The sequence below is a fragment of the Phormidium tenue FACHB-1052 genome (assembly GCF_014696675.1).
GTDB lineage: Bacteria > Cyanobacteriota > Cyanobacteriia > Phormidesmidales > Phormidesmidaceae > Nodosilinea > Nodosilinea tenuis_A.
Map to the genome: position 1 here is coordinate 15,187 of NZ_JACJQN010000033.1, position 12,540 is coordinate 27,726.

General features: G+C 43.1%; 5 protein-coding genes and 1 pseudogene. All 6 read right to left on the bottom strand.

Translation table 11 applies throughout. From position 1 onward, the window contains the following. Position 1: 1 nt before the first annotated feature. The 6 genes and pseudogenes from H6G07_RS25765 to H6G07_RS25790 all read right to left on the bottom strand — a co-directional run bounded on the left by H6G07_RS25765 (position 2) and on the right by H6G07_RS25790 (position 12,340). Positions 2-1,408 (bottom strand): P-loop domain-containing protein, encoded by a 1,407-nt coding sequence (locus H6G07_RS25765; RefSeq protein WP_073611277.1) that lies wholly within the window; start codon positions 1,406-1,408, stop codon positions 2-4. Beyond that, positions 1,390-6,657, bottom strand: coding sequence for a P-loop domain-containing protein (locus H6G07_RS25770; RefSeq protein ID WP_073611278.1), 5,268 nt, complete (start codon positions 6,655-6,657; stop codon positions 1,390-1,392). Before H6G07_RS25770 ends, H6G07_RS25765 begins: the two co-directional genes overlap by 19 nt. A gap of 31 nt (positions 6,658-6,688) precedes the next feature. Next, positions 6,689-7,990, bottom strand: coding sequence for a P-loop domain-containing protein (locus tag H6G07_RS25775; protein ID WP_073611279.1), 1,302 nt, complete (start codon positions 7,988-7,990; stop codon positions 6,689-6,691). A 6-nt stretch (positions 7,991-7,996) separates the two neighbouring features. After that, positions 7,997-10,606 carry a P-loop domain-containing protein gene (locus H6G07_RS25780; protein ID WP_139297226.1) on the bottom strand — a complete coding sequence of 870 codons (2,610 nt, stop codon included), beginning with the start codon at positions 10,604-10,606 and terminating at the stop codon, positions 7,997-7,999. Positions 10,607-10,743: 137 nt separating this feature from the next. Further along, positions 10,744-11,805, bottom strand: coding sequence for a catalase family protein (locus H6G07_RS25785; RefSeq protein WP_073611281.1), 1,062 nt, complete (start codon positions 11,803-11,805; stop codon positions 10,744-10,746). A 159-nt stretch (positions 11,806-11,964) separates the two neighbouring features. Next, positions 11,965-12,340 (bottom strand): annotated as a pseudogene (locus H6G07_RS25790) (N-acetylmuramidase domain-containing protein). Positions 12,341-12,540 lie beyond the last annotated feature (200 nt).

Genomic DNA, 12,540 nt, shown 5'->3' on the forward strand with positions numbered 1-12,540 from the left:
CTTATTCTGGTTTTTGGTTCAGTAAATACTCGCGCAGGGAGGGATGGAAGATGGCAAAGGTATCGACAGGCTCAACCTCTTTCCCATCCTTATCACGGCTTTCAGGATCTGGTTTTGTGCCGACATCCAGGAATTGCCGTAGTCCCCACAGGGCTTGCCGCACCAGACGAGGACGTAGTTTAGTGCGGCTGACCAACTCATCCTCGGTGAGAAATTCCTTAGCGTTGGCGATCGTCCTCAGAATAGATTGGCACTCGTTACCGGATGCTGCCACAAACCACTCTTGGGCATAGATTTGTTTCAAGCTCTCTGGCAATACCGAAAGCTGTCTAGGCGATTGCGTGCCAGATTCCAGTTCATCCAGCACACAGCGAACATAGCGGAAATTCCCCTGAGCTTGTTCCGTCAATGCCTCTACCAGGGTTTGCTCTGACATCTGCGCGGTTGCCAGTAGCGGTTGGAAGGCGGGTTGCTTTACTCGTTGCTCAATGTACTGCCGAATATCTGCTTGATTCTCGTACGACATTTCGCTCAGCTTGTACTGGCAATTTGGCAAGATAACCGCTTTCGTCTGAGCATCCGAATTCTGAGTCTTTGCTTCTGACTTATAGAGCTGAAGTGGCTCAAACTCTCGCAACACCCGGCGATCGGGACGGGAGGTAAGAATAAATTGCACCCAGGAAGGCAGATTTTCAGCTTCTGAGAAGTTTGCCAGTAAGGTCACAATATCTTCGTCATCTTGAGCCGCTGCTGCACTCGAAACCGCCACTTCCAGCCCATCAATCAAGAAAATTGCTCGGTCTGGAAGTGACCCTTGAAAATCGCCCAATGCTGCCAAAGGTGCCCGAATCAAAATCTCCAGCAAACTGTCCAGGTCTTCCTGCCCTTCCTTGCCCTCGTTACTAGACTTCAGATTCCCAATGAAGACCTCTGTGATTTCGCTATTGGTGGCTTTCTGATAGGTGATTTCGACCTTCGCCGCTAACGTTGGTGACTTAATCGTATTTAGCAATGCCTGACCATACCCCGGTAGCGCTTCCTTGTGCTTCATGAGTTGGGCAGAAAGCGATCGCACGATCTGTCCCGGTTTTAAGGTGTTGAGATCGGTTGCTTGGCAGAAGTGATAGGCAACAATATTTTCGCGGGTTTGAGTCAGGTGAGCCGCGATTGTACTCTTTCCAACACTTGGTTCTCTTAGCAGAACGAGGAAGCGATTGTTCTTTTGTTGCAGCCATTGATCTATTCCCTTGAAGGCCCATTCTCGCCCTACAAACTGTTCAGTAAGTTGTTTAATATCCTTATTAAAGTCATTTGGTTTCACATCACTTGTTAAATTCCAGCAAAACCTTAGTGCTTTATGTTGCAAGCCGTGAAACTCTGGAAAGAGTTTCAGTTCCACCAACGACATATATCTTGGACAGCTTGAGCAGCTTCTAAAATTGCATCCTCACCACCCAATGAATGGAGTACAGAAGGTAATACTGATATATCGTTCAGTAAGTTGGATCGAGTTCGCTGAGAGAGAGAACGAAGTAATTTCTGCCAAAGCTTGAAGCGATCGGGGGTTGTCGACAAATAAACAGCTAAAGCTCTAAGTGTTTCGGTGCGACAGTGCGATTCCTCAATAGCCTGAGCTGACTCTAGAACTTCAGATAGCAAGTCATCAGGTAACCTTTCTATTAATGTTATCAAAACTCCTGCACGCGATCCTCCATCTTGAATTGAAAGAGCAGCTTCTAAAATTTGAGGAAGAGCGGCATCAGGTAACTTGTTTGCCAGTTGTATTAGCATTGATGCACGATCATACTCAGACCACTCGGATAATACTTCCTTAAGCACTTGTGGAAGTAAATTGGGCAATTTATCTATTAGTAATATCAGAACCTCAATGCGACGGCTTTTATGTTCAACACCAAGGGCAGCATCTAATGCCTGGGGAAGCACATAGGGTATTTTATCTGTTAGTGCTATTAAGATAGCAGCACGATGAGTATCTTCAAAAATAAACTCTGAAGATTGGCTATTTACTAATATCTCCACAACTTTCGGAAGTATCTCAGAAGGCATCTTATTGATCAAGCCATTAAGTGTCCAGTGTTTCAACAACCGATGACTCCACGACGACTGAGAGGGGGTAAACTCTTGGGAGGGGCTAAATTGTTGCAGCCACTGTTGGTTATTTAGTACAACTTCAGAGGCCTCTGGAAAAAAGTCAAAGGTAACATTATCCATGAATGCTAATGTTGCAAGAACGCGAAAGTCGTGATGGCGAATACTTGAAACAATTTGCAAGGCATTATTAATGAGATGATGAGGTAAATAATCTGCCAAAACAGTAAGTCCAGCAGCGCGACAACTCTCATCCTGAATTGTCTCCAGAGCTTCCAGGATTGTTGAAAATTCAAGAGGTATTTTACCGATTGAAAGCATTAATAGATGCAGATAGGCGAACTCGCAAATACGCTTACCCACATAATCTGTCTGAACGACTTCCAGAGCCTTCAACAGTAAATTTGATGGTGTAGAGTTATTGACTATAGGCAGTAATGTATTTGCGCGCAGTTCTTCGTGCTGGATAGACAGCGTAGCTTCTATCACTTGTGGAAGTAGCGCATGGGGCAATTTTTCTGCTAGGGCAACAAGAGACTCTCCATAAAATCTCTCATTCTTAATCGTTTTAAAGATTTCCAATATGTTCGAACATTCTGTTTCAGGTAATTGATTTACTAGTGTGATAAGGGCATTAATACGCTCTTCTTCATTCCGGATTGCTTGAGCTGCAATCAGTGCTTGGGGTAATAATACTTCAGGTCCTTCTTCCACTAATGCAACCAATACTCTAACTTGAAAAGGCTCATCCTCACTTGCTTGAGCTGCAGCTAGTGCTTGAGGTAGCAATGATTGAGGTAGCTTTTTTGCTAATACAGTCAATACTTTGAATCGATATTCCTGATATGGGATTGTCAATGTTATTTCTAAAGCTCTTGACAACAACGGTTCAGGAAGTTTGTCGATTAGCATGCTTAACAACTCAGCACGATCTATGCCAGACTGAATCTCCAGTACAGTTTCTAAAGCCTCGGGATAGAGCACTTGAGGTATTTTTTCTGCTAGACATGCTGATACCTCAGTCCGAGAGGTACTTCCAATTTTTGCAGCGACTTCTAGGGCTTTGATAACTACGTTGGGTAGTTTATCTGCAAGTACCATCAGCACTCTGAAAAGGGGTAACTCAGCCTCAATCGTTATTGTAACTTCTAGAGCTAAGGGAAGAAGTGTTTCAGGCAATTTAGGGATGAGCGCCGTTAATATATCAGCACGTCGGCCTTCAAGTTGAATTGTGCGTGTGGCTTCCAGCAATTGCGGAAGAAGTACTTCGGGTAACTTATTGGCTGATACAATTAATGCCTCAGCACGGCAGCTTTCACTCTTCAAAGCTAAGATAGCTTCCAAGATAGTTAAAGATAGTTCTTTGGGCAGATTGCTCATCAGAAGTACCAGTGCTTTGCTACGAAGGAATTCATCCTCAATGTCCATAGTAGCTTCCAGAGCCTGAGCTGCTATTTCAGGTATTCTGTTGATTAAAGCAATCAATACCTTTGCGCGGGAGTCATAATTTTTTGGAATTTTTAGAGCGGCTTCTAGAACTTGAAAAATTAATGCTTGAGGTAGTCTTTCCGCTAAGATCGCCAATGTCTCACCACGATTGTACTCATATAGAATAGTAAATGTGGCTTCTAGAATTTGGGGAAGGTGAGTTTCAGGTAAGTTCTTAGCTAGTGTTGATATTAGCTCAGCGAGTTTAGATCCATAGACAGTAAATCTAAAATCCTCGCCTGTTATGTAACCATCTAAAACTTTTTGAAGTACAAGTTCGGGAAGTTTATACGCTAGAGCTTGCAACACATCTATTTGCCAAAATTTATTTTCGAAGGATACAATAGTTTCAAAAGCTTCTGAGATTAAAGCGATGGGCAACTTATCTATCAAGCCTGCCATTGCTTGTGCACGATATTGCTCATTCTGAACATTTTGAGCGATTTGCAGGAGATTTGGAAGCAGCGATTCAGGGAGAAGATCTGCCATGTTAACTAGCGCCTTAACACGATATTCTCCTGCTTGAATTGAATCAATATCTTCTAAAACTTTCAAAAGTAGCGTATTTGGAAGTTTATTGGATATGGCGACCAATACATCAGCACGATGTTCCTCAGATTGAATTGTTCCTATAGTCTTTAAAACTTCTGAAAGCAATGTTTTCGGAAGAGTAATTGCAAAAGCCTTTAATACTTTGACAAGATATTCTTCATTCTGAATAGCCTGTCCTATTCTGAGTAGTTCTAGCAATAGAATATCAGGAATAGCATCAGCTAGTGCGACCAATAAATCTACACGATAATACTCTTTCTGAATTGTCAAAGCAGCTTTCAAAAGCTTCGCAGATATTGCTGGTGATCGCCTAAGAGCTAATGCGACTAATACCTTCGCACAATGTTTTCCTCCATCATAGTCTCCGATGCTCGTGAGCACAGTTTCCATAACTCCCGGCAGCAAAAGTTCAGGAAGCCGGTCTACCAAGACTACTAAAACATTTGCAATAATCTCTTTATTCTGAAAGGTTTGGACTGCCTCTAATATTTCTATTAGTAACTCTTCAGGAAGCGACAGCTTTAATAAATACACCCATACCTCAGCACGAGTATATTCGTCGAGAGTTGCTACAAACTCTAGTAAATTCGGCAATAGCGTTTGAGGCAGATGGGAGATAAGAACAGCTAATGCAGAAATACGCTCATGATTTAATTGAATATCAAAAGCAGCCTGGAGTGCGGATTTTAGAACTCTAAATTTTAAGACTTCGCTATCTGGCAACGCATCAGCGATCGCTTGCAATACTTCACATTTTGTCTTTGGATCTAAAATACGCTCAGCATAGGAAATTGCCCTAAGAGGATGCCAGAACCTATATGCAATCAAAGTTTTTACCAATTCTGATGGAATCTCTGCTAGCCTATTAACCGAGGCTATGATTAGGGCATAACGGCACTGCAATCCAATACTTTTTGCAGGTTTATGATTATAGGCTTCATCCGCTTTCGCCCACGCTAGCTGCACATCAGACAAAAATCCTGCCATTTCTGCAACAGAATCCTTTAAATCAAACCAGGCGTTGCGACCTTCTATCTCTACTTTCAACAAGTAATGCAGTTGCTCTACCTGTTCTGCTTGTACAAGATGTTGGGAAAGATGACGTAATCCATATAAATCAATTTGCCGTAGTGCTTGCCACGATTCAGACTCCTGCTCATAACAACTAATGATGTTCTCATGCTGTTCCTTAGCATCACACCAAAAATCATAGTTTTGTTTATCAAGCAAATATTCACGTAATGATTGGTGAAAGATAGAGTAAACAACTTCCCCCTGTTCATCTTCAGACTGATCCAAAAACTGCTGGAAAACCTCAAGATCTTGCTTTAGTTCTCTGGGTTTAATTCCTAGAAATTTGGTCAGCTGCCCCAACGTGATGGCTTCTTGGGCAACACTCAGCACTCCTAAAATGGGTTGATATCGCTTCAACCATCCCCGAAACGAGCAACGATAGCGCAAGATGCGGTGATAAATGTCATTTAAGTTTTTGGGCAAAGCCGATAAATTCTTAATCGACTGCTCTCCTGATTCAATGCTGTTCAGTAATAGTTTGGTATATAGAAAATTTCCATGCGAAAGCTCCTTAACCTCACCCACCAACTTCTCAGCAGTAAGGTCAGCCTCTTCCAACCGTTGCTGTAGTGGTTTTAGGTTAGAAACGAGTGCATTATTAATTTGAGGCTCAGGTATCAATTGCACCTCTCGAAACTGATTGTCAACCCGCCCTTGAATATACCGTTCAATATCACTTAAATTCTTTGCCTCCAGTTCCTCTATCTTTTCAGCTTGAAGTGGCAGAAACCGAGTTAACACGGACTGATCAGGACGGGCAGTCATCAAAAAACGTATCCACGGTGGGAGAGTTTCCCGTACTTGGTACAACAAGGCTAACAAAGTCACCATATTCTCCTGACCTGTGGTGGTTGCAGCCTCGTCTAGCGAGTCGATTAAAAGAACCTTCACTGACGGAAGTGTTTCCCCAAGGCTGGCATAGATATTTGACAATGTCGCCAGTGGTTCCTGAATCAACAGACGAAACTCTTCTCTGGGGTCAAGGTTCTTCAGGTTTTCAATATAAATACCCGTTACCTGGCTATTGCTGAGGGTGCCAATGTTGATCTCAGAATTGATGTTCAGATAAACCGGGTCAATGACTTCCTTCAATGCCTCTTTGTATTGAGGTAGCGTATTGACAAGCTGAGCTGCCAGCGATCGCACCACCCGTCCGGGTCGCACTGTCTCCACATCTCCAGCTCGACAGAAGTGATAAGCAGCAAGTTTTCCTGCTTCCGGATCATTCTCTGCCCAACGTTGAGTGAGCCGAGCCGCGATCGCACTCTTGCCAACGCCTGGTTCACCCGTCAGCAAGTAAAACTTCTCTCCATCTTCCTGATTGAGCCAGTGATCCAACTTCTCAAATAACCACTCACGTCCGGTAAAGCCTTCCACCAAACGCTCAATCGTATGGCTAAAATCGATCTCGCCTAAACGGTTCAAAAAAGACATAAACGGTACTCTTAACTGAATGGTTACTTAATTAGGAACAGGTGGTAGCGAGCGATCGCTGCATCAAATAGGCTTTTAGTGAGTCATGAAAAATAGTGAAAGTTTCATAAGTCTCATAATGGTTTTCTTTTTTGTCCCAAATTGAGCAATAACGAACTAAGTGAACATCTAAAAACTGACGTAATCCCCATAAATCCTGTCGCAACTGCCGAGGACGAATCTCAGTCAAGGTCGCCAATTCATCTTCTGCTAATGGATGCTTTGCCTCCATCAATGATCTCAGAATTTGGTCGTGTCGCTGACCCCATTCATCCTTAGGGAAGCGTTGAGCAAAATCATCGGCATAGCTCCTCTCTAGATCTACCGGCAATACAGGCATCTTTATCAATGAAGAGTGCCCTACCTCCAAGTCATTCAGCAAGCTTTTGATATACCGAAAATTCCCCTGCGATCGCTCCGTTAACTGCTCTATCCATTTTTGAGTCTCCATCGGAGTCTCTGCTACCTGATTCTGTATGGTAGAAGACCCTGCTATTCGTTCATCTATGTACTGTCGAATATCTGCCAGATTCTTCTCTGACATCTCCTCTAATAAATACGGCTTGAGGGGTTCAAACTCTCGCAATACTCGGCGATCGGGACGAGTGGTAAACAGAAACCGTATCCAAGAGGGCAGACTTTCATCTTCTGACAACGCAGCAAACAACGTTGCTAAGTCCTCGTCTTCTTGAACCCCTTCTTCCATCGTTACCGCGACATCCAAACCATCAATCAAAATGACAGCTATCTCTGGCGGGGTTTCGCCCTTTTCCTTGTATATCTTTGGCAATGCCGCTAGAGGAGCACGAATGAGGATGTCTAACTCATTCGCAATATCACTCGCATCAACGTTATTAATTCTGAAGCGCTTGACTATACTGAGAGTGCCATCTTCAAGGTCTTCAATCTTGTCAATGTTGATACGAGCTTCAGCGGATAGCGTTGATTTAATCGTGTTAACTAATGCATCATAGTAGTAAGGAAGGGTTTTATCAAGTTGAACCGCTAGCGATCGCAATACTCGACTGGGACAAACAGTGTCTTCATCTCCTAGTTTGCAAAAGTGATGAGCTGCGATAATTTCTTTTCGCTTTTGGGTGAGATGAGCTGCGATCGCACTTTTTCCAACTCCTGGTTCTCCTAACAAGATGAAGAAGCGATCGTTCTTCTTTAGCAGCCATTTGTCAATTTTCTCAAGAACCCACTTCTGCCCAACAAAATCTTCGTTGAGTTGAGATATATCCTGGCTAAAATCGATTGCCTTTAGCTGAGTTGCAACAATTTCAGATGTCATCTACCGTTACTCTCCCGTAATTACTGGAATGAATGAAGCAAACTCATCTCGCACTGTAGCTTTGTAAGACTCATCTTGAATTGCTTGAATGACGTTAGAGATTGTCTGCTTAATGTCTTCAGATAGCTCTTCAGGTAAGCTTCGAGCTATTGAGATGAGTATTTGCGTGCGGTAATACTCATTCTCAATGGCTTGAGCAGCTTGCAAAGTTACAGGCAGCACATCGGGAAATTTAGCAATTAGTGCTGTCAGGGCTTGGGCACGATAGAACTCATCTTCAATGGTTTGAGCAGTCTGCAAAGCCACAGGCAGCACTTCGGGAATTTTATTGGCTAATGCTATCAGGGCTTGGGCACGGTTAGGAGTAAACTGAATGGCTAATGCTGTTTTTAGAGCTATGGGGAGCACTTCAGGGAGTCTATCGGCTAGCATCGTTAGAGCTTGGGCACGATGGAACTCATCTTCAATAGCTTGAATTACCTCTAAAGCTACAGGTAGCAAGTCCGGAGGAAGTTGGTTGGCTAGTGCTACTAAGATTTGGTCACGAGAGAACTTATATTTAGGGGAGTGAGCTACCTCTAAAGCTAAGGGCAATAGATCTGAGGGAAGTTTACTGGCTAATGCCATCAGGATTTGGGCACCATGGAACTCATCTCTAATATCTAGCGTTACTTCTAGAACTACTCGTAGAAGTTCTGGAGGAAGCTTATCAACCAGTTCTATCAGGACTTGGGCACGATAGGACTCATCTTCAATGTCTAGTGTTGCCTCTAGAGCTTTAGGAAGAGCTTCGGGAAGCCTATCAGCTAGTGCTGTAAGTGCTTTAGCCCGAGGGGTCACGTCTTGAATTGCTAGAGCTACCTCTAAAGCCTTTGGAAGCAGTCCAGGAGAAAATTTATCTACTAGAGATACAAGTAACCGTTTCTTGTGGTGATCGTCTGTAGAGCCAATGGCAAAGTTTAGAGCCTCTACAAGCAGACTATCTGGATAGCGAGAAGCCAATTTGATTATCAGTTCAACTTGATAATTTAATTCATCAACATTTATAAGCGCCTTAAACTCCTTAGGAGATAGTTCTCTAGGAAAATTTTGAATAAAAAGCTCAATGTCATCTAAAAAACCTGCGGGCTCACCCACCGCATTTTTAGTCTTAAACCAAGCATTTTTCCCATCTTTGGTTTGCTGGGATAATAAGTCTATTAGATTATCCCATGACGTAATCTCTATTAGATGCTTAGTTAGATGGCGCAATCCATAAGTGTCGATTCGTTCAGAGCTTGAAGTATTTAATGTAGTCATAAAAGACTGATAGAAGCTACTAACTAAATAATGAAAATCTTTAGCATCGCACCAAAAATCTTGATTACGCTTTTCATCAAGTAGATACTCGCGTAAAGCAGCATGATGCAATTTGTAAGTTTCACTACCAAATTTCTGTTCAGCTTCCAAATACTGAAGTAAAATCCCCAAAGATCTCCGCAATTTGGTAGAGTTAATGCGATAATCATCAGAGCTTGAAAGAAGATTTCTTAACTGCTCTTCAGTGAGTGCTTCATAAGCGATACTGAGAACCCCTAAGATGGGTTGATAGTTCTTATCCCATTCATCCTGACAAAAGCGACGCAAAAAATTTTGGTAAATACCGTCAAACCCTTTCAAGGCATCCGACAAACTACTTATCTCTAGTCTGCTAGCTTCAATTTCATTCAAAATATGATGAGCTACGAGAAAATTGCCATCAGCTAACTTCTGAATGTGAAGATCAAAGGATTCAAGTTGTACACCGATCACTTGAAGTTTCTCTTTGATTTGTGTAACACTAGTTCTTGTTTTGATGTATCTGGATAGATCTTTTATGTTGGCTTCGGATTTAGTTGCAAGTGTATACTGATGCGGTTTTAGGAGTTCAAAATAACTAAGAACCAAGCGAACTGAGCGGGTTGTACAAATAAATCTAACATTCGGTGGTAAGTCTTGAAGTTCAGAAAGGATGCCGACAATATTTTTACCACCGCTGTAAGCTAATGCTTCATCAAGGCTATCAATAAGAATAGTTATCTTGTCTCTGATACCTTTTTGGTAAAGGATATTGAGAGGATCTAAAATCAGTCGATTAAAAGCTTCCTGCCCGGATAATCCACCCAAGCTCAAGTTTTTGATAAAAATCCCTTGAATCAAAGAATCATTTGCTTTTCTGACATCAATATCAACTTTAATATTAAGAATTTTATCCCCATCTCCAATTTCCTTCAAAGTTTGAGCATATGCTGGAATAGCAGATAACTGTAAGGCTATAGAACGGGCAAAGTTTCTTGGATCAGTCCAATTGCTACGTCCTACCGAACAGAAGTGATATGCGCTAAGGAACCCCGAAACCAACTCAGAATGAGATTCGGAATGAATAGATTTTCTCTGAAAAATCAGTGTGAGTTGAGCAGCGATCGCAGTCTTCCCACTTCCTGGTTCACCAGTTAATAGGAAATATCGCGCACCATCAGAATCAGAAAGCCAATCATTAATGGCTCGAAACACCCACTCGCGTCCTGTAAAATCACGAGTGCGATCGGCAATATAATCCGAAAAGTCGATTCCTAATATGGGATGGGGAAATGGCATGGCTTGGCTACTTTTGGTAAGTCTCTATCAGTAAGGCAACTTGAAAAGCGATCGCAGATAGGCAAGTAGTCATTGGAATTGTTTGGTGTAGATTGAGTGCAACGAATTGGCGAGAGAAGAAGTGTTGGGAGAATCAGCTAAGGCTGGTTATCAAAATCTTTGTCTGTTGGTTCCTGTCTGTTCTCCTGGTTGAGTTGATGGCGTAGTCTAGAGATCGCCTGATAGACCTCTTTCCGCACCCGATTCACACCGCCCAACGGTCTATGGTCAGGGAGAGCGTGCCAAGGATTAAACGACAGATTTTCATCAAATTCATTGCGAGCCTTTGTATCAAACTGCTGCGACGAAATCCGAATAGTCGCCACCTTGATAAAAGGAGAATCTGCCTCACTCCACTCCACCGTGGCATCTTCAATCGGCATATGTGCCGCATCGGTCTGCACCTGCACCATAAAATCAAAGAAAACATCCTGATGGCTAAGCTGCTTCACCATCGCTTCCCTTAGAAAGATATCTGACGTTGGGGCTGGTTGGCTATCCCCAGTTGGTTGTAGCCCCCGAGGGACAGCAGCAAACTTAATCGCATGTGCCCCTAGTTTGTAGGGAGTGGTGCTCCAATACTGTATCTGTAGGAGGTTGGTCACCGACTTCTGACGGATGGCTTTAAGAATGCCCACCTGCTTCCGGTGAGATGGTGCATACATCAAAAGGAAGGGTAATGGCTTCAAAAATGCTACCGGCATGTTCTTGACTGCCAGCAAGGCTTTAGAAATCGCCAGCGTATCCTGAGCATCTTCCAGAAAAAGCACAGGATGGTTGATCAGAATAAAGTCTTGGGTCGTAGCATCCCTCTCGCCATCCAGAAGCTTTTCACCAGGGACGCCCACCAGTTTGAGCGCCATACCACGCACATCACCCTTGGCATCGGGCTGGATGTTAGAAGACCCGTTGGAGAAACGAACCCAGGCAGGATAGGTGCAAGGCTTGGTGAACATTCCAACTTTCAGATGCTCTGGCGCATCTTCTACGATAAATTCGGCCTTGACACAGCCATGACTTTTCGGATGCTGTTGCCGCTGCACCGGATCGGCAGTCTTGTTTAAGAGGTCTTGCGATAGTTTAATGATCGCTGCGATTGTCTGCTTTTCACTTGCAGGTGGATATTCCTGCCCCAGTTCAAGTTCGTTAGTAGGTATCATAGGATTTTGTGAAGAGATGGCTAAACTCAGATCTCACTCCTGCCTAGGGGCGAGATCTGAAGTAAATAAAGATTTTCCGGGTCAACCGTTCAACTCATTACCTCTTTGGTGAGGCCAAAACAGCGATTCGCATCTTCTTCATCTCCAGTTGCCTTCTTCTCAAGGTAAGTAGGGCAACCAAAGCTTATCAAGAGCACTGTACTCTTGATAAGCTTTGGTTAACTTAATACGGTACCTATTGAGTCTGTAACTTCCGCCATTATAGATTTCAACAAACATCTCCCAGTTCAAAGTTTTTAAGGCAGTATCTGCTTTATTTAATTTGATAAAATTGACCATGGCGAGAAGATGCTTACTCTCTGATTCATACATATCTTTTACGAAAGACTGAACATTTGAATATCCAGCCATTTTATAATTCCCCCATGATCTGCCCTAATCCCCAACTAGCTGATATCAGGACAGCACTTTTGTCCAGCGCTTTAGGTTTCTCTAGCCGATTGTACTCGCCATTATTACGCTTGAATTTGTAAATTCTGTAATAGCACTAAGTTATCGACCGAACTTTCTATTCCTTAGGAGAATTGGCTATTGAGCAAAAAATAGGATGATCGCCTTTATTGCTCCAAATGACGGGTGCATCCCAGTCTTGCGAGACTCATTTTGAGAAGTAATTGTTTAGATACGCGCACCGCTGTCGCAGCACTTGTTGCACGTTGTCTTCGTCCCACTGAG

Coding starts and splice junctions, on each gene's coding strand:
- H6G07_RS25775 (WP_073611279.1), bottom strand. CDS start 7,990: ATGACATCTGAAATTGTTGCAACTCAGCTAAAGGCAATCGATTTTAGC.
- H6G07_RS25770 (WP_073611278.1), bottom strand. CDS start 6,657: ATGTCTTTTTTGAACCGTTTAGGCGAGATCGATTTTAGCCATACGATT.
- H6G07_RS25785 (WP_073611281.1), bottom strand. CDS start 11,805: ATGATACCTACTAACGAACTTGAACTGGGGCAGGAATATCCACCTGCA.
- H6G07_RS25765 (WP_073611277.1), bottom strand. CDS start 1,408: ATGTCGTTGGTGGAACTGAAACTCTTTCCAGAGTTTCACGGCTTGCAA.
- H6G07_RS25780 (WP_139297226.1), bottom strand. CDS start 10,606: ATGCCATTTCCCCATCCCATATTAGGAATCGACTTTTCGGATTATATT.